A 20302-nucleotide genomic window follows, 5' to 3' on the forward strand; every position below is an offset into this window, starting at 1 on the left:
TTTCAATCATTTTGGCTATATCTATGCTCTATCTCAGCAAAAAAAGCCATCGAATTGATGACTTTTTAGAAATGAACAGCATATTTTCAAAAGTTGAATCCTATTTTGCAATTTCTTCCAACATTTTTTCAATGTGCTGGATAGATTTTTCACGACCAAGTAAGTAAATGGTATCTGGTAGTTCTGGTCCATGCATCTCCCCTGAAACAGCGATACGGATCGGCATGAAGAGATTTTTCCCTTTGATACCTGTTTCCTTTTGAACCGCTTTGATTTGTGGGAAGATATTTTCTACCACAAACTCATCGTCTGACATGGCTTCGAGTTTTGCTTTGAAGGCTTCAAGTACAGTCGGAACCGTTTCACCAGCCATGACTTCTCGCTCAGCTGCTGTCAATTCTGGGAAGTCTGAGAAGAAAAGGTCTGTCAATGGAACGATTTCGTCCACCGACTTCATTTGTGGTTTGTAGAGTTCCACCAATTTCTCAGCCTTGTCTGTCAAACGACCTGCTTCTTCAAGGAATGGTTTGGCCATTTCAAAGATAGTTGCCAAGTCAGCTCTCTTAATGTAGTCGTTGCTCATCCAGTCTAGTTTCTTCTGGTCGAAGGCTGCTGGAGACTTGCTAAGGCGATTTTCATCAAAGAGTTTGATCAGTTCTTCGCGAGAGAAAATCTCGTCCTCTCCACCAGGGTTCCAACCAAGAAGAGCAATAAAATTAAAGACTGCTTCTGGAAGGTAACCTTTCTTACGGTAATCTTCGATAAATTGAAGGGTATTGGTGTCACGTTTAGACAACTTCTTACCCGTTTCAGAGTTGATGATCAAAGTCATGTGACCAAACTCAGGTGCTTCCCATCCAAGCGCTTCATAAACCATGAGCTGTTTTGGTGTATTGGCAATGTGGTCATCTCCACGGATAACGTGAGAGATTTGCATATCGTGGTCATCGATGACAACGGCAAAGTTGTAAGTTGGGTAGCCATCTTTCTTTTGGATAACCCAGTCACCACCAATATTGCCACCTTCAAACTCGATATCGCCTTTGACCATATCATGCCACTTGTAGATACCTGACTCATTAACAGCTAAACGAACTGTAGGAACAATACCCGCCGCTTCACGTTCAGCGATATAAGCTGCTTTTTCTTCTTCGCTCATACCAAGGTATTCGTTGATGTAACGAGGTGTTTCACCTGCAGCTTCTTGACGTTCACGTTCCGCTGCCAACTCTTCTTCTGTTACATAAGACTTGTAGGCTTTTCCTTCAGCCAAGAGTTGGTCGATGTATTTTTGATAGAGTTCCAAACGCTCAGACTGGCGGTAGTTCTCATGCGTCTCAGGACTTTCATCCCAGTCCATGCCCAACCAACGAAGGTTTTCAAGTTGGGAACGTTCGCCGTCTTCCACATGGCGTTTACGGTCCGTATCTTCGATGCGGATGATAAAGGTTCCACCATGGTGGCGCGCATATAAGTAGTTAAACAATGCAGTACGGGCATTACCGATGTGTAGTAGTCCAGTTGGACTTGGTGCATAACGCACACGAATATCTTTAGTCACGTATATTTCTCCTAATTGTTCATTGATTCTGGGCTTCTCATCTAACTGGCCCAGGCACTTTTCACTCTATTATAGCATATCTCCGAAGGAGTAGCTTCCTAATCGAGTCGTTCTTCTAGTTCAAAATCGATCGGCAAGGTTGCTAAGAAATGCTCCAACTGCCGCTCCCAATAAAACCATTCATGTTTTCCTGGCCCATGGCTATAGGTGATATCAAATCCGAGGTCCTTCAGATGATCCACAGCTGTATTGTTGGCCTCATACAGAGCATCTTGCTCTCCACACCAAGCCCATAAGACCGTCTTTTTATCTGAATACTTGTCCGCAATACTTTCCAAGGAGTAAGGACTCGTCGTCCAATCTTCTAGCTCTCCAAAGACCCCTTTCCAGTAAGCTGCACTTCCAAGGTCGGTGTCTGCCAGTTGACGCCCCTCAAAGCTAAGAGCACCAGAAAAGCTAGCGGCATGGGAGAAGCGATTGGTTTGAAGGGCCAGTTTGAAAGATCCATAGCCCCCCATCGATAGACCAGCGATAAAGGTCTTCTCCCGTTTCTTGGTCATATTGGGGAAGAAACGCGCCAAGGTCTTAGGCAATTCCTCTGCAATGGCTGTGTAGTAGGGATAACCATACTGAGTATCCGTGTACCAACCATTATTGGTATTAGGCAAGACGACAATCAAATTGGTCGAACGTAGGATTCGTTCCACATTGGTCCGTTTCAACCAGGAGTACTGATTGCCATTCATCCCATGAAGGAGATAGAGGACCGGGATATCTTGATCATCCGGATTTTTCACTCGAGACGCATCTGGATAGAGGACGTTGATCCCCCACTCCATTGCGAGCGCTTCTGAATAGTATTCAATCTGCATTACTGCCATCTATCTTTCCTCACCATTTCTTTCTTCCTTGACAAGAAAAAGCCGACGATCGACTTTTCCTCTTATGTTCATCCTAGCGTACTTCCATGATTACTGGCAAGATAGCTGGTCGACGTTTGGTCTGGTCAAAGAGGTACTTAGCCAAACTATCACGAACAGCACCCTTGAGCTCACCCCAGTCGAAGCTGTCCTGAGCTAAGTATTCTTCCACACTTTGGTTGACAATCTCTGCACTTTCGCGCAAGATATCGCGACTCTTCTTCACATAGATAAAGCCACGGGTATGAACTTTTGCCTTCGAGATGATGCGTTTCTCACGACGGTTAACCGTAATAGCCACAATAAAGATCCCATCTTCTGAAAGGACTTTCCGGTCACGGAGAACGACATTCCCAACATCTCCAATGGCATTCCCATCGATGAGGACATCTCCAGCAGAGACACTACCGGCAGGAACGAAGTCATCATTGTCATATTCCATGATGGTGCCTTTCTTCGGAATGAAGATATTTTCAGGCAAAATCCCCACTTCCATAGCAAGCCGTGCATGGGCATCCAATTCGCGGTATTCCCCTTGGATTGGGAACAGATAGTTGGGACGAAGGAGGTTGATCATCAACTGTAAATCACGCGCATTTCCATGTCCTGATACACGCAAGCTTTGAGTAATTTGTTTCACTACTCCGCCTGCTTGGTAGACCATGTTTTCTACACGTGCCATAACCGCTTCTTTGGCGATAGATGGAGTCGTTACGATATAGACCAAGTCACCATCCTTGATTTCGACATAACGGTGACGGCCAATGGACATCTTACGAAGTCCGTTGATCGGCTCACCCATACGTCCAGTTTCAAGAATAATCAATTCATGATCCTCAAAACGAGACATTTCTTTTGGCTTGATCAACAATTTTTCGTTGGCCAAAGAAAGCTTATTTAAACGAATCCCTGTCCGGACGATATTTTCTACGTCAAATCCAGTCAAAACAACCCGACGCCCTGTCTCTGCAGCTGCGTCAAAGACCTGCTGGATCCGTGATAGGTTACTAGCAACAGCAGCAACAATGACACGGCCATCCCAGTCCCCAATGGTATCTAGGATTTCATCTCCAACTTCTTGCTCACTAGCAACTTGAATCTTGCTATCTGCATTGGCAGAATCACTCAGGAGCGCCAACACCCCTTCACGACCAATCTCTGCTAAACGACCAAAATCTGTCGCATAAGACTCACTCGCTGTTTGGTCAAACTTGAAGTCTCCTGTATAGACGATATTTCCCTCAGGAGTCTTGATGACAATTCCTAAACTTTCTGGAATGGAGTGGGTGGTCTGGAAGAAGGAAACAACGGTTCCTCCAAAATCAATTTCTGAATTGGCATCGATCACATGGAAGTCATTGAACTTCTTGACACTGTCATTGCTCTTGACAAAGAGCTTGGCCAACTCGACGGTCAACTCCGACCCAAATACGGGAACTTTAGCTTCCGCTAAAAGATAGGGAAGAGCTCCGATGGCATCCGCATGCCCGTGCGTTAAAAAGACTCCTGCGATACGATCGCTATTCTCAAAGAGGTAGTCCATGTTGGGAATAACAACATCGACCCCTAGTTGCTCATTTTCTGGATACTTGAGTCCAGCATCCAAAACAAAAATAGAGTCATTTACTTCAGCTATGTAGAGGTTTTTCCCGTTTTCACGGACTCCACCTAAAGTAATCAACTTAATGTTACTCATGTTTTCTCCTTTATGTGATGGTTCATACTTACGGTCCTTGGCTCACCAAGTCGAATTACAGTTTTGCAAATTTCTTGCATATCTAGAACATTATACTATTTTTTCACGATTTTTTCAAAAATCAGATCAAACAAAAGCCCTCCATCATCTGATAGAGGACCCTTTATTAAGACGAAGATCAAGAGCCTAGATTGTCAGCTTGGTAAAGAAACACTAGTCCGTATGATAATCATTTTTCTTATTCTCAATCACCCGTATCGCCGCCTTGATCACGTGAAACTCATTTAGCAGTTCTTCCAAATGCTGGTAATTCCGATCGCTGAGAGCCCCCTTCTTAAGGGTTTGAGACAAGCTATAAAATCGATCCAGATGCTCTTCAATATTGGCTAGTAACTCTTTGGCTTCTTTCAAGCGATAGCGATTCAGGAGCTTGCTTTGACTATGTTTATAGGCTAGCACATTCTCACGATGAATATCTTGACAGGCCTCCTTCTGCTCTTCATCCACCGTCAAATTGACAGCTTGGAAGCAGGTAATAAATTCCCGATTCTTCAGATCACACACAAAGACGACACCGTCCTCTGCTACATAGGCTTCCGTATCGGGCCGTTGATCAAAACTGCTATCAAAATGATGAAGCGAGGGCACGTGTTGATTGACCCAGCGTCTCAACCGATCTTCATCGACTCCAAATCGTTCCATTGCTCTTTCTTTAAAGTGAGCTCGACAGCTATATTCATGTGCATACGGCAATCCCACTGCCCTCACCTCGACTTTCTACCATGACAGACAAAAAGACCTCCAGTCTTACGGGACTAGAGGTCTGGTCTGCTTCACTGACAAGAGGCGATTAACCATTTAGGCTAACGAAAACAACAGTTATGATTTTCATTTCTATTCATGGTACGTTTTTACATACCAGTGGTTTTCTTTGCAATTTCTCTTTCAGTTTTGTTACAAAGCACTCAGTTGAGCATACCGAAGTTCGAAAACCATCTAAAGCTTCCACTACTATTTCCACGTATTTCAATGTCATTTAGTAAGTTAAGCAGACTTACTTGACGGCTCAACCGATTTAACATTTCCGACGTTCTAGCTTTTTTATAAAAAGCACAATCAAGTGTCAGCGAAGACAGACCTAAAGCGAAGTAACCTAATGTATGAATCTATAAGGCATTGGTATCAACCCCTTCTCCCTTATCTTCACCTATAGTATACTCCTTTAATATCGGTATTGCAAGCGATTACACACTGAAACTAGTTTCTAAATTTACTCAAAGAAACGGTAGTAATCAGACAAGGCCATCTTAGCCTTTTCCTCTTGATTCAAGTCCTGGATAATCTTTCCATCCTGCATAACAATCAAGCGATTTCCGTACTTGAGCGCATCCTCCATATGGTGGGTAATCATCAAGGCAGTCAGTCGATCTGTTTTGACAAAACGATCCGTCAGCTCCATCAAGGCTTGACTCGTCTTGGGATCGAGCGCAGCTGTATGTTCGTCCAAGAGTAAGAGTTCAGGTCGTTTCAGGGTAGCCATCAAAAGGCTCAGAGCTTGCCGTTGCCCGCCAGATAAGAATTCTACCGCCGTATCGACATGCCTCTCTAAACCATTGCCAATCTGGCTCAAAACCTCTTTAAATTCGTCTTTGTAGTGGGCAAGGCGACGAGGAACCAAACCCCGCTTTTCTCCTCGGAATTTTGCAATCAGGAGATTTTCAGCCACTGTCATACGAGGCGCTGTCCCCATCTTTGGATCTTGGAAGACACGGGATAGGTATTTTGCCCGTTTTTCTGGACCATAGTTTGTCACATCTTCTCCCTTGATCAAGACTTGACCACTCGTCAGCGGAAGGGTCCCAGCCAAGGTATTGAAGAGAGTTGACTTCCCAGCACCATTGCCCCCAAGAATGGTGATAAAGTCATGCTCATGAATCTCCAAAGAGACATTATCCAAAATGACTTTTTCTTCATTCAAGCCATTATTCACCACTATGGTGGCATTTTTTAATTCTATAATTGCGGTCATTTGCTGAGTTTGACTCCTTTCAGCAGTTTCTCTTTAAAGGTTGGAATCATGAGACAGATAGCCAAGATGATAGCACTAAAGATACGGATGTAGCTAGTATTGACCCCAATAGCAATCACTGCCCAAATCAAGAATTGATAAATGATCGATCCAATAACGATACTGAGCAAACGTTCTGCTAAGGTCAGTTTTGAGAAAAGGACCTCTCCGATAATCAAGCTAGCCAAGCCAACGACGATAACCCCGATCCCTCGAGAAGCATCTGCATAGCCTTCTTGCTGGGCCATCAAGGCACCTGACAAGGCAATAATCCCATTAGAAACCACTAACCCCATCAACTCCATCCGGCTGGTATGGATCCCAAAGCTCTTAGCCATCTCAGGATTATCCCCTGTCGCAATATAGGCCTGCCCCAGTTTAGTATCTAAAAAGAAAAGCATAGCAGCAATCACTAAGGTCACAAAGATGATCCCAATGATAATCTCGTTTACGCCACTGGCGATAGGAATCATATCTTGGATTTTTGAGTATCCTAATAAGCCTAGGTTGGCCCGTTGCATCACAAAGAGAATGACTGAGTTACAGGAAGTCATCACCAAAATCCCCGATAAGAGCGTCGGAATCTTCCCTTTGGTATAAAGTAGACCTGTAGCCAATCCAGCCAAACACCCCGCGCCTACGGCCACTAGAGTGGCTAATAAAGGATGAACCCCTTTGGTGATCAAGGTTACTGCGACTGCTCCCCCTAGTGGAAAGGAGCCCTCTGTGGTCATATCTGGGAAATCCAAAATACGGAAGGTCATAAAGATTCCTAGCCCTAAAATAGCCCAGATCAAGCCTTGTGAAATAATCGAAATAAGCATACCTTTGTCCTAACTATTGTAAATATCCTCTATTGTATCATATTGCCAGACGTGATTTCAATGTTTTCAAGAAATAACAAAAAGGCCCCACTCCTTAGAGCGAGGCCTCCTTGTGGAAAACTAAACCATTTACGATCCTAGTGTGAATCGTTGGTTTCTACCACTTGTTTAGTCTTCGTTTTTCTTGCGTCTTGCAAGACCAGCCAGTCCAACCAAACCAAGAGCAGCGCCTAACAATGCAGCAGAAGCTGATTGTTCTTCACCAGTAGAAGGAAGTTCTGGTGCTGGCGGTGTTACCGGTGGTGTTGGTGGTGTCACCGGTGGTGTTGGTGGTGTCACCGGTGGTGTTGGCGGTGTTACCGGTGGTGTTGGCGGTGTTACCGGTGGTGTTGGTGGTGTTACCGGTGGTGTTGGTGGTGTTACTGGTGGTTTCGGTGGAATTACCTTGTTGTTGAACTCAGTATCTTCCGGTAATTGAGAAGTTGTTGTTAAGACTTTGCCTTCTTTAGTAACTGTTACTGTTACTGTAGCTACCATCTTATCGTATTCAACTCCTGCGTCAGTACCTTTAACCTCTTCCACTGTGTAAGTGTGAGTTCCTTCTTCTCCACGTTTGAACTCTAATGCAGAGAACTTGATGTTTCCTGATGCATCGTTCTTAACTGTTTCAATAACTTTTCCATCTTTATCTTTAAGTACGAAGCTAAATTCACCTTCTTTTAGCTCACGTCCTTCAAGTTTCTTAGTGAAGTTAAATTCAACTTTAGTTGGGATGTTAACGACACGTTTTTCTGTTGGTTTTTCTGGTTTCTCAACAGATTTCTTAGTTGGATCGTATTGGTGAACAGTTTGTGAAGCAGTGTTTTCGATATCTACACCATCTTTAGCTGTTGCTTTGATAGTTGCAGGGATCTCAAACTTGTAGTAACGTCCGAATGCCAATTTAGCAGTGTCGATTACTGGAGTGTTTTCTGCGTCTCCAAGTGACTTAGTCAAGTCTGTCTTAGAAGTTGCAGTAATCACACCATTTTCAACCTTGATATCAAATTTAGCTGTCACATCTTCTCCAGTTACAGAGTCGTATGCTTTAATTTCTGCTACGTTGACGTCTAAGTTTTCGCTGTCATATTTATCTGTTACACCTACAGATTGAATATTGTGCGCTTCAGTGAACTTAGTTGTATCCAACCATACTTGGTAGTATACTTTATCACCCTTCTTAAGTGTCTTCGTATTGATATTTTGAGCTTCGTTGTTATCAACCTTATCGGCATATGGATCTTTATTAGTATCCGCTACCTTGTCTGCCAACTCTTTATCATCGTCAACAAGTTTGTCACCTGTAATATCGAATTTAGATTCATTCAGGATATACTTCTCTGGGTTGAATTCTGGAGTTTCTGGTGGAGTCACCTTGTTGTTGAACTCTTTGTCTGCTGGATCTGTTACGTTAGTGATGAGAGCTTTCGCTGTTCCGTCATGTTTAACTTCTACAGTTACTACTGCTTTCATCTTATCATAAGTAACAGTTCCGTCAGTACCTTTCACTTCTTCAACTGTGAAGTTGTGAACTCCTGCTTGTTCTTTCTTGAATTCAAGTTTAGAGAACTTAACGTTACCATCTTTATCGTTGCTTACAGTTTCAACAACTTTACCTGTTGAATCTTTCAGTACGAAGCTGAATTCGTTAGCTTTCAATTCACGTCCTTCTAGACGTTTAGTGAAGTTGAATTCTACTTGTACTGGTACGCTGTTGACACGTTTTTCAGTTGGTTTGCTTGGTTTTTCAACCTTCTTAGTAGTTGGGTTGTAGTAGTTCACTACTTGAGCCGCAGTATTTTCGATGTCTACTCCACCTGCAACATCAGCTTTAACAGTTGCTGGGATCTCAAACTTGTAGTAACGTCCGAATTCGAATTTAGTTGTGTCAATGATTTGAGTGTTGTCTGCGTCGCCAAGTGACTTAGTGAAGCCATCTTTAAGGGTTGCAGTAATCACACCATTGTTCACAACGATATCGAACTTATCTGTTACATCAGCACCAGTCTTACCGTCGTAGGCTTTAATAGTTGTAGCTTCAACATCAACTTTAGTCTCATCGTAGTCATCTGTGATTCCTACTGATTGGATGTTGTTCTTGTTAGCTGCATCAAATTTAGTTGTATCCAACCATACTTGGTAAACCAATTTATCTTTTGGTTTAACAGTCTTAGTATTGATATTCGCAGCTTCGTTGTTAGATGCATCGTCCGCATATGGGTTCGCATTTGTATCTGCGACCTTATCTGCCAACTCTTTATCATCATCCAATAATGAAGTTCCAGTTAAATCAAATTCTTTTTTGTTTAGAACGTATTTCTCTGGGTTGAATTCTGGAGTTTCAGGTGGTGTTACACGGTTGTTAAATTCTTTATCCGCAATGTCGCCAACAGTCGCGATAAGAACTTTAGCTGTTCCATCGTGTTTCACTGTGACTGTTACATTCGCTTTCATCGCATCGTATGTAACGGTTGCGTCAGTTCCTTTCACTTCTTCAACTGTGTAGTTGTGAACTCCTGCTTGTTCTTTCTTGAATTCAAGTTTAGAAAACTTAACGTTACCAGATGCATCGTTGCTTACTGTTTCAACAACTTCTCCTGCTGAATTCTTAAGTACGAAACTGAATTCGTTAGCTTTCAACTCACGGCCTTCCAAGCGTTTAGTGAAGTTGAATTCTACTTGTACTGGTACGTTGTTTACACGTTTTTCAGTTGGTTTGCTTGGTTTTTCAACTTTCTTGGTTGTTGGGTTGTAGTAGTTCACTACTTGAGCCGCAGTGTTTTCGATGTCTACACCACCAGGAACATCAGCTTTCACTGTTGTTGGGATGTCGAACTTGTAGTAACGTCCAAATGCAAACTTAGTTGTATCGATGATTTGAGTATCTTCTGCGTCTCCAAGTGACTTCGTAAAGCCAGCTTTAAGAGTTGCAGAGATCACTCCACCTTCAACTGTGATGTCGAATTTATCTGTTACTTCTGCGCCTGTTACTGAGTCGTAAGCTTTGATCTTAGTAGAATCAAGATCCAACTTCGCTTCATCGTAGTCATCTGAGATTCCTACTGATTGGATGTTTTCTTTGTTAGTTTCAGAGAATTTAGTTGTATCCAACCAGACTTGGTAAACCAACTTGTCGCCACGTTTCACAGTCTTGGTGTTCAAGTTTTGTTTTTCGTTGTTAGATGCATCGTCCGCATATGGGTTCGCATTTGTATCTGCGTACTTGTCTGCCAGTTCTTTGTCATCATCAACGAGCTTGTCACCTGTGATATCGTATTTCTCTTCAGAAACAACGTATTTCTCTGGTTGGAACTTAGGTTCTTCCGGAGGAGTTACACGGTTGTTAAACTCTTTATCAGCGATGTCGCCAACAGTTGCCACAAGAACTTTAGCTGTTCCGTCGTGAGAAACAGTTACTGTTACATTCGCTTTCATTGTATCGTATGTTACAGTTGCGTCTGTTCCAGCTACTTCTTCTACTGTGTAGTTGTGAACGCCTGCTTGTTCTTTCTTGAATTCGATAGCTGAGAACTTAACGTTACCAGATGCGTCGTTGCTCACTGTTTCAACAACTTTACCTGTTGAATCTTTAAGTACGAAGCTGAATTCGTTAGCTTTCAACTCACGACCTTCCAAGCGTTTAGTGAAGTTGAACTCTACTGGTACCGGTACGCTGTTTACACGTTTTTGAGTAGGTTTGTTTGGAGTTTCAACCTTCTTAGTTGTTGGGTTGTAGTAGTTGACTACTTGAGCCGCAGTATTTTCAATGTCTACTCCAGCCGCAACGTCAGCTTTCACTGTTGTTGGGATGTCGAACTTGTAGTAACGTCCGAAGGCGAATTTAGTTGTGTCGATAACTTGAGTATTTTCTGCATCGCCAAGTGACTTAGTGAAGCCAGCTTTAAGAGTTGCAGTGATCACACCGTTGTCCACAGCGATATCGAATTTATCTGTTACTTCTGCACCTGTTACTGAATCGTAAGCCTTGATCTTAGTAGAATCAAGATCCAACTTCGCTTCATCGTAGTCATCTGAGATTCCTACAGATTGGATGTTTTCTTTGTTAGTTTCAGAGAATTTAGTTGTATCCAACCATACTTGGTAAACCAACTTGTCGCCATGTTTAACAGTCTTAGTGTTCAAGTTTTGTTTTTCGTTGTTTGATGCATCGTCCGCATATGGGTTCGCATTTGTGTCTGCGACCTTGTCTGCCAACTCTTTATCGTCATCAACGAGCTTGTCGCCAGTGATATCGTATTTCTCTTCAGAAAGAACGTATTTCTCTGGTTGGAACTTAGGTTCTTCTGGAGGAGTTACACGGTTGTTGAACTCTTTGTCTTCAGCGTCTGTTACGTTTGTAACCAATGCTTTAGCTGTTCCATCGTGAGATACCACAACTTTGACAGTAGCGACCATTGGGTCGTATGTTACAGTTGCATCGCTTCCTACTACCTCTTCAACTGTGTAGTTGTAAGTTCCTTCTTGACCTTTCTTGAACTCAATAGCTGAGAATTTAACTTTTCCGTCAGCGTCGTTCTTAACTGTTTCAAGAACTTTACCGTCAGCATCTTTAAGTGTGAAGCTGAATTCGTTCGCTTTAAGTTCACGACCTTCTAATTTCTTAGTGAAGTTGAACTCTACTGGTACTGGTACGTTGTTCACACGTTTTTGAGTAGGTTTTTCTGGAGTTTCAACTTTCTTAGTTGTTGGGTTGTAGTAGTTGACTACTTGTGCAGCAGTGTTTTCGATATCTACACCAGCTTTAACTGTTTGTTTAACTGTTGTTGGGATATCAAACTTGTAGTAACGTCCAAATTCGAATTTAGTTGTATCAATGATTTGAGTATTTTCTGTATCACCCAATGACTTAGTGAAGCCAGCTTTAAGGGTTGCAGTAATCACACCGTTGTTTTCAACGATATCAAATTTATCTGTTACATCATTACCAGATACTGAATCATAAGCTTTGATCTTAGTAACATCAAGTTCTAATTTAGCCTCATCGTAGTTATCAGAGATTCCTACAGATTGGATATTTTCTTTGTTGTCAGCTGAGAATTTAGTTGTATCTAACCATACTTGGTAAACTAATTTATCTCCGCGGTTAACAGTCTTCGTATTGATGTTTTCTGCTTCATTGTTGGTGTCTTTGTCAACATATGGATCAGTATTTGTATCTCCGTACTTATCTGCCAACTCAGCATCATCATCAAGAAGCTTGTTATCAGTGATAGAGTATTTCTCTGTATTCAATACATACTTCTCTGGTTGGAACTTAGGTTCTGTTGGAGGAGTTACTGTGTTGTTGAACTCTTTGTCAGCGATGTCTCCTACAGTAGCTACAAGAACTTTAGCTGTTCCGTCGTGAGATACTGTTACAGTTACATTTGCTTTCATTGTGTCATAAGTTACAGTAGCGTCTGTTCCTGCAACCTCTTCAACTGTGTAGTTGTGAACTCCTTCTTGTTCTTTCTTGAATTCGATAGCTGAGAACTTAACTTTTCCGTCAGCATCGTTAGTTACAGTTTCAACAACTTTACCTGTTGAATCTTTAAGTACGAAGCTGAATTCGTTAGCTTTAAGTTCACGACCTTCTAATTTCTTAGTGAAGTTGAACTCTACTTGTACTGGTACGCTGTTTACACGTTTTTCAGTTGGTTTATTTGGTTTTTCAACTTTCTTAGTTACTGGGTTGTAGTAGTTTACTACTTGAGCTGCAGTATTTTCGATATCTGCTCCAGCTGGAACATCAGCTTTAACTGTTGCTGGAATATCAAATTTGTAGTAACGTCCAAATGCAAATTTAGTTGTGTCAATGATTTGAGTATTTTCAGTATCTCCTAGAGACTTAGTGAATCCAGCTTTAAGTGTTGCTGTCATTACTCCATTTTCAACTTTAATGTCAAATTTGTTTGTTACGTCATCTCCTGTTACAGAGTCATATGCTTTAATTGCTGAAGAATCTACATCAACTTTAGTTTCATCAAAGTCATCAGTAATTCCTACAGTTTGAACATTTTCTTTGTTAGTTGCTGAGAATTTAGTTGTATCTAACCATACTTGATAGTAGATCTTATCTCCGCGGTTAACAGTCTTAGTATTGATGTTTTCTGCTTCGTTGTTGTTAGTTTGGTCTGCGTATGGGTTCGTATTAGTATCTGCGTACTTGTCTGCCAACTCAGCATCATCATCAAGAAGTTTGTTATCAGTGATAGAGTATTTCGCTGTATTCAACACATACTTCTCTGGTTGGAACTTAGGTTCTGTTGGAGGAGTTACTGTGTTGTTGAACTCTTTGTCAGCTGGTTCAGTTACGTTAGCAACCAATGCTTTAGCTGTACCGTCGTGAGATACTGTTACAGTTACTTCTGCCTTCATTGTATCGTAAGTAACAGTTGCGTCTGCACCTTTAACTTCTGTTACAGAGTAAGTGTACGTACCTTCTTCATTCTTCGTGTATTTAAGGGCAGTAACTTTTTTACCAGCTTTATTTGTGTATTCTACTGGAGCAAACTTGATCTTACCATCCGCATCGTTGGTTGCAGTCGCAATCACAATATTGTCGCTGTCTTTCAACTCGAATGTAAATTCGCCAGCTTTAAGTTTACGACCTTCCAAACGTTTTGTGAAGTTGAATTCTGCAGTGATTGGTACAGAGTTCACACGTTTTTGAGTTGGTTTTTCTGGAGTTTCGACAGATTTGCTTACTGGGTTGTAAACGTGAACGATTTGGTTGGCTTTGTTTTCGATGTCTACCCCACCAGGAACATCAGCTTTAACTGTAGCTGGGATATCAAATTTGTAGTAGCGACCAAATGCAAATTTAGTTGTATCGATAACTTGAGTGTTAGCAGCATCACCTAAAGATTTGTTCATAGAAGCTTTAGATGTAGCTGTAATGACTCCGTTAGCTACTGTAATATCAAATTTAGATGTTACATCAGCTCCTGTTACGCTATCGTAAGCTTTAATATCAGCAACGTTAACAGTCAATTTATTTGCTTCGTATGTATCAGAGATACCTACAGATTGGATGTTGTTCTTGTCAGTGAAGTTCTTAGTATCCAACCATACTTGGTAAACTAATTTATCACCACGTTCAACAGTCTTCGTATTGATGTTTTCCGCTTCGTTGTTCTTGGTTTGATCAGCATACGGATTTGCATTTGTTTCTGTGTACTCATCCTGAAGCTCATCGTCATCGTCCATTAATTTTGTACCTGTTAGGTCAAATTTTTCTTTTTTAAGGACGAATTTTTCTGGTTGGAACTCAGGAGTTTCCGGAGGAGTGATTTTGTTGTTGAATACTTTATCTTCAGTACCATCAGTTGATGCTCCATTATCATCTACACCACCAGTTGATGATACACTTGTTACCGTAGTAAGTGTATGACCGTTCTTAGCAACTTTGACAGTAATCGTAGCTTTCATAGTATCATACACCATTCCAGCTTCTTTCGCTGCAGGGATCACTTCTTCTACAGTATAAGTGTGAGTACCAACTTTAGAGTTATCGAATGATAATTCTGTGAATGTTACAGTTCCGTCTGCTTTGTTCGTTACTGTTTCAACTTCTTGTCCGTTTGCATCTTTAAGAACGAATTTGAATTCGCCGTCTTTAAGCTCACGTCCAGCTAATTTCTTAGTAAAGTCGAATTTAGTCTTAACTGGTGCTACAACATAGTTGTTGAAGATCTTATCATCTGCGCTTGAAGCAAAACCACCAGCACCACTGTATTTAACTGAAGCTTGCAAATCACCTTTAGAGTTTTCTGTAACAGTAACTGTCATCGTAACGGTCATTGCATCGTAATCAACGTTTGCATCTGAACCTGCAATCTCAGAGATTGTATATTTGTAGGTACCAACTTTATTGAAGCTTAATTTACTAAATGTCGCTTTACCGTTTTTGTTTGTAACATTTTCTTCATATGAAGGAAGTGATTTGTTTTCATTGACTTCTTTAATCTTGAAACCGAATTCACCATTAACAAGCACACGTCCTTCCAATTGTTTTTCAACTTCTGGAGTAACTGTTACAGGTTCTTGTTTGACATAGTAATAAACAGGTTGTTTATAAGGTGTCAAAGAGTTAAGCAAGTCAACGTTAGTACCAATACCATTTACTCCACGAACCAATTGTTCATTTGGAGAAAGGTGACCGATATTATCTCCTAAGAATGGCACAAAGACAGTCTTATATGGTGTATATCCAGCAGCTTTTTGGAAGTCGAATGGAACTTCCTTACCATTTGCATAGGTTACACCTTTGCTATCTGTGAAAGGAATGGTATTAAGAGGTGATTTTTTAACAGCTAATTCTTGTTTGTTATAATCACCTGGTTTAATTGGTTTCGTTTCCGCTAGCAACATATAGCCATCTGTGCTTAAGGTACCATCAGAACGTTTGCTTTGTTGTTTTGGATCTAGAAGATAAACGCGAACAACTACTGTTCCATCTTCACCTACGATTTCTTTAATCCGTTTAATTCCTGCACGCTCAGCGTCCATGAATTTAGTTCCAACTTTGTAAGGGCGACTTACATAACCTGATTGATCCTTTGCATCAGCTGCTTGATACAATTTGTAACCATCGAATTGACGTTCTCCAGATGCTGTGAAGTTTTGACCTTCCATAGCTTTAAGAGTGTATGAAGCCAAGTCTACTTCATTGCCATTTTCTTTATAATCTTGAACAGTTACATCCGTTTTATTGGCGTTGAAAGTAGGGTTGTTTTTATCAACTACTTTATAGTAAGTTGTTTTATTAACTGATAGCGGAATCTTGGCATTGGTATCTGTAATTGTACGACCGTTATAAGCTGGTTCTACAACGTTGATAATATCTGTTGATGTACGAGCTGCATAAACAGCATCGTATAATTTTTGTTCTTCAGTAGTAAGGTTATGTCCAGGAGCTACCAAAGCTTGGATACTTGCCCCAACTTCATAACCATATTGAATAAATGGTTGGTCCGTTTTACCAGGACCAGTTCCTGTACCTGGATCGTAATCAACTTGCCAAGTTAATTCTCCTCTAGATGCAGTAGCAGTAGTAGTGAATTTTTGAATACCACTAGATGCAGTAATTTTTCTAGTTTCTACTACATTACCTGTATTTTTATCAATTAATTCTACAGTAGTATCAGTAGAATCATTAAATCCCTTGTAAGCACGTGTGTAGTAGTTTGTATTGTAACGTTCATTAAAGCGAGTGAGGTCTACGATACTATAAGTATAGACATCGCCTTCTTTAGTAGCATATCCTGATGGTACTGTTTGTGAACGAACACTTGCACCATTAGGATCCGCCATATCAGGTGTAGCAACTTCACCGTCTTTTAGGAAAGTTGCTACAGCAACCGGCTCATTATTGTGGTCTGTAGCAGCACGACGACTACGTACGCGTGGCTTGTTTGATTCAGCTGCAGCTGGTTTTGCTTCTTCAGCTTTTTCTGCGGGTTTGGCAGTTTCTTCTGCAGTAACACCTGCTTCAGCTGTTGCTGGTTTTGCAGTTGCTTCTGCTTTTGGAGTTGCTTCTACAGCTGGTTTTGCTTCAGCTGTTGCTGGTTTAGCAGCTTCTTCTGCAGTAACACCTGCTTCAGCTGTTGCTGGTTTTGCAGCTACTTCTGCTTTTGGAGTTGCTTCTACAGCTGGTTTTACTTCAGGTGCAGCTGGAGTTTCCGTTGCCGCTTTTGCTTCAGTTGCTAAAGCAGAGTCTGAAAGATCTACCTTAGGTGCAGGTGCTCCTTCAGCGTAAGTTTTACCAGGCGTTACAGTAGCAGTATCTGGCGCCGCTTGAGTCGGCTTAGGTTGAACGCTTGCTGCTGTTTCCTGGCTTGTGTCAGTAGACTTACTAGCTTCCTCCGCAGCTACTGTCGGAGCTCCGACAGCAAAAAGCGCTGTCCCTAGTAATACAGAACAAACGCCAACGCTATACTTTCGCAAAGAAAAGCGCTGACGTCTATTAAACATTTCCTTCATTTATTTGTATCTCCTTTTTCATATTTTTATTGTTTGATACATAACAAATATTATCAAACTTGTTCATCACCGTCAACTAAATATATCAAAGTTGTTACTTACCGTAAAACTTTCTGAATATTCAGATGAAGTTTCCCTCTATTTTTTAACATTTTTTTACTTTTTTTCCCATTTAGTCCATTTTTTTATCATTCGTTTTTTGACACTTTTTGTTCTTAATAATATAGAAAAAAGTTGAGACCGAAATCTCAACTTTTTAAGAAATTTATTACACCCTGGGGAAGCTTAAGAATGCTCCTCTTTCCATCTTTTTCTAATGATGACGAGACTCACGACTGCGACAATAGACAATAGGGCACCGATCAAGCTACCTCTGGTTTTGAAGACAAACTCGACCTGATGTTTCCCTTTGGTGATTGGGAAAGATAGGAAGCTATTCCAGGCTCTTTCGGTCGTGACAGCTAGACCATCCACTTTTACCTGCCAGCCGGCACTGTATGGAATGGAGGTCATCATGACATCACTATCATCTGTAATAGTGACCTCCCCCTCGATATGAGTATTGCTGAACTTGGTCACCTTCAAACCTTGCTGCTTGCGCTTCTCAAGTACTTCTTGGATCTGATCCAGCTCGGCCCGATAGACACCCGCCTGGCTCATGTCAATGGTATCTGTTCTAAAGCGAAACTCAATCACCGACTCTTGATTTTCGGTCATGTCCGTCAGCTGCCAGATTTGCCTTTGGGTAAAGGTCTTACTATTTGGCAACCATTTATTGTTGACCAGGACAGAATAATCTTGCTTAGGAATCAAGGACGCTGGCACAAAGAAGTAATAGGTATTGTTGGAACGTGGAATGACCTTATAGCGGATAATACCTTCCTTAGAAGAATCTGCCCGTCGATAGATGGCCTCTCCTGTCTCCTTGTTGACCTTTTCTTCTATTAAATTCTCCGTTTCAATCCCAGTGAAAGCCAAGGGTTTGAAATAGTCTACATAATCGCCTGTATTCTTTTGATGGCCTTCCATAGAGTTAAGGATAATGTTTTGGTTCGCAAAGGCATTGTTGGCCCCAAACTGAATGTTCTTCACGAGGGAATTAGTCCCATAGGCCAAAGGGAAAGAATGAGGGTTTTTATAGACGACAAATCGATTGTCTTCGTAGACAGTCTCTGTGTAGTAACGCCCCATGTCAAAGCGGTTGGTAAAGCGATAGAAATACATCTTTTCTGGATGCTCTTCCATCTCTTTTGGATCAAACTCTTTGGCATGCATGTAATAGCGAACACCGTACAAAGCATCCGTCAGGGGCGTCCCATTGCTATACTCTGTGGCTGCATTGACCCCCAGATCTCCCATGTAAGCAAAGAGGTCCATGGTCGACCGTTCTAAGCTCGAGCTGAAGGTACTCAAGCCTGGATAAGATACCAAGGATGGAACCGTTCGAGAATAGGCGAAGTCAGTCGCAATCCGGTAGAACTTCTCATCTGCATCTGCCTGGACTTTATCCGTTACACGCTTGACCGAAACAGCAGCATCTGCAAATTTGTAGACACTGTCATAGCCCAAGGTCACCTGAGAGAGATAGGCATTGTAGCCCAGCTCAAAGAAGGTCAAGACAGATAATACCACGACTGACAAGCGGGTCCATTTTTTGTTCAAGACCAGAAGGACAAGCAGATATAGTAGAACTGTGATTCCAACTTGGGACAACAAATAGCCTACTTTCAAGAGGATGAGGGCAAGGACAAGGAAGCCAGCAGTCCAGCCAATCCGAATGAGCTTTTCTTTCCGGCTCTTCTTGGATCTGTCCCAATAGCTGTAAAAGCCATAGGAAACAACGACCAGGAGCCCCAACAAATGAAGGGCAGTAAATCGGCTGATGTAACGGGAGACACCAGACGGTTGAAGCTTGGCAATAAAGCTATAGTTCTGCGAATAGACATAGACGACTGCCAAGGCTAACACCAGACCAATCACTAGGTTGGCTAGGCGTGAAAGCACAATTTTTTCTTTCATCGCTTGGTAGGCTAGGACCAACATAAAGAAAGAGAATAGCCAAGAGAAGCGGAAAAAGAAACCAGCTGGATTTTGCCCCATATGCCAAATCTTGCTGACAAATTCATTGACAAAGGAAATAAAGAAGACGAAGGTGACCAGACCGGCAGCCCACTTCTTGACGGTGACGACTTTTTTCGACAAGAAATAGGATACAAAGCCTAGTAGGCCCAAGGCTCCAATATAGATATTGGGAAGGTTTGGTCCCGCAGACCAGCCTGAGGTGTTATCAAAGCCACCCACAACTAGCTTAGCAAAAATATCTAAGGGGTTAATTTGAAAGGCCAATGAGAAGGTCATCCCTCCTCCGACCTGGCCCTTACTTTCAATGAGGTTGAAGAAGACCGGCAAAAGGATGATAGAGGCTAGCGCGATCCCGATAATCGAATAGATCACAGCCTGCAAGATGGGAAGACTAACATTTCTAATTTTCTTCTTCCAATCTCCTTCGACCAGCAGCCTTGGTGATACATAGTAGCAAGTATACAAGGCGATGAAAATGGAGATCATATAGCCCATATAAAATTGGAGCAAGACCGTCAAGCCTAAAGCAAAGGCATAGCGATAGGGAGCTCCCCCATCCAATAGCTCTTCTAGGTAGACAATGACGATGGGAAGCATGATCATGGCATCGTAAAAAATGACATTCATCTGATACGACACCAGCATCCCAGATAGGGCATAAGCTGTCGCAAAGAGGGGCACTAGCCATTTCCTGGATTCCAAGCCCTTATACCGCTTGATCAAAAGGAAGGCAAAGGCCATTCCAATAGCCCCGTAACGGAGCCAAATGGTCAAGAAGACCGCAAACCCAAAGTACTTGAGGGGCGTCAAAATATAGATAATATTAAAAGGACTCATCAAATAATAGCCGAGCACCCCAATCATATCTCCCCCCAGAGACTTGGTAAAGGAATAGCTCAAACTAGATAAATCTCCGGAGAGCACGGCATGTTTCAACAAGCCAAAGAAGCTGATGTATTGTTGACCAAAGTCAACAGCCATCAAGCTTTTGTCTCCAAATGGAAAAGTCCCCATAAAAGCCCAAACGACCAGCATGATGGCCATTGGGAGCAGGGCGCTAAAAGCATACAACAAGCTCTTCGGATTTCTCTTCCAAAGCTCTTGCCAAGGCTTGGTCCAGACAAACAT

Annotated in this window: 8 protein-coding genes; all 8 read right to left on the reverse strand. The window is 41.9% G+C overall.

Features of this window, described 5'->3' with window-relative positions:
- Nucleotides 1-100 precede the first annotated feature (100 nt).
- Nucleotides 101-1561 (reverse strand): glutamate--tRNA ligase, encoded by a 1461-nt coding sequence (gene gltX / locus DW738_RS06940; RefSeq protein ID WP_120701531.1) that lies wholly within the window; start codon nucleotides 1559-1561, stop codon nucleotides 101-103.
- A gap of 98 nt (nucleotides 1562-1659) precedes the next feature.
- The gene (locus tag DW738_RS06945) at nucleotides 1660-2442 is read right to left on the reverse strand and encodes an alpha/beta hydrolase family protein (protein ID WP_123160668.1); all 783 of its coding nucleotides are present in this window, start codon (nucleotides 2440-2442) and stop codon (nucleotides 1660-1662) included.
- 73 nt (nucleotides 2443-2515) lie between these two features.
- Nucleotides 2516-4177 carry a ribonuclease J gene (locus tag DW738_RS06950; protein ID WP_023024562.1) on the reverse strand — a complete coding sequence of 554 codons (1662 nt, stop codon included), beginning with the start codon at nucleotides 4175-4177 and terminating at the stop codon, nucleotides 2516-2518.
- Nucleotides 4178-4390: 213 nt separating this feature from the next.
- On the reverse strand, nucleotides 4391-4879 hold the full coding sequence (locus DW738_RS06955) for a hypothetical protein (protein WP_123160669.1): 489 nt from the start codon (nucleotides 4877-4879) through the stop codon (nucleotides 4391-4393).
- 568 nt (nucleotides 4880-5447) lie between these two features.
- Nucleotides 5448-6206 (reverse strand): ABC transporter ATP-binding protein, encoded by a 759-nt coding sequence (locus DW738_RS06960; protein ID WP_123160670.1) that lies wholly within the window; start codon nucleotides 6204-6206, stop codon nucleotides 5448-5450.
- Nucleotides 6203-7069, reverse strand: coding sequence for an ABC transporter permease (locus DW738_RS06965; RefSeq protein WP_023024568.1), 867 nt, complete (start codon nucleotides 7067-7069; stop codon nucleotides 6203-6205). Before DW738_RS06965 ends, DW738_RS06960 begins: the two co-directional genes overlap by 4 nt.
- A 168-nt stretch (nucleotides 7070-7237) precedes the next feature.
- Nucleotides 7238-17092 carry an SspB-related isopeptide-forming adhesin gene (locus DW738_RS06970; RefSeq protein WP_123160671.1) on the reverse strand — a complete coding sequence of 3285 codons (9855 nt, stop codon included), beginning with the start codon at nucleotides 17090-17092 and terminating at the stop codon, nucleotides 7238-7240.
- 285 nt (nucleotides 17093-17377) lie between these two features.
- Nucleotides 17378-20302: a YfhO family protein gene (locus DW738_RS06975; RefSeq protein ID WP_123160672.1), complete on the reverse strand. Its 2925-nt coding sequence runs from the start codon at nucleotides 20300-20302 to the stop codon at nucleotides 17378-17380.

Origin of the sequence: Streptococcus sp. AM28-20 (assembly GCF_003603595.1) — a bacterium.
GTDB classification, from domain to species: Bacteria; Bacillota; Bacilli; order Lactobacillales; family Streptococcaceae; genus Streptococcus; species Streptococcus ilei.

Excerpts from the sequence above, each read along its gene's own strand:
- DW738_RS06960 (WP_123160670.1), bottom strand. The coding sequence starts at position 6,206 with ATGACCGCAATTATAGAATTAAAAAATGCCACCATAGTGGTGAATAAT.
- DW738_RS06955 (WP_123160669.1), bottom strand. The coding sequence starts at position 4,879 with ATGGAACGATTTGGAGTCGATGAAGATCGGTTGAGACGCTGGGTCAAT.
- DW738_RS06965 (WP_023024568.1), bottom strand. The coding sequence starts at position 7,069 with ATGCTTATTTCGATTATTTCACAAGGCTTGATCTGGGCTATTTTAGGG.
- DW738_RS06975 (WP_123160672.1), bottom strand. The coding sequence starts at position 20,302 with ATGTTTGTCTGGACCAAGCCTTGGCAAGAGCTTTGGAAGAGAAATCCG.
- DW738_RS06970 (WP_123160671.1), bottom strand. The coding sequence starts at position 17,092 with ATGAAGGAAATGTTTAATAGACGTCAGCGCTTTTCTTTGCGAAAGTAT.
- DW738_RS06945 (WP_123160668.1), bottom strand. The coding sequence starts at position 2,442 with ATGGCAGTAATGCAGATTGAATACTATTCAGAAGCGCTCGCAATGGAG.
- DW738_RS06950 (WP_023024562.1), bottom strand. The coding sequence starts at position 4,177 with ATGAGTAACATTAAGTTGATTACTTTAGGTGGAGTCCGTGAAAACGGG.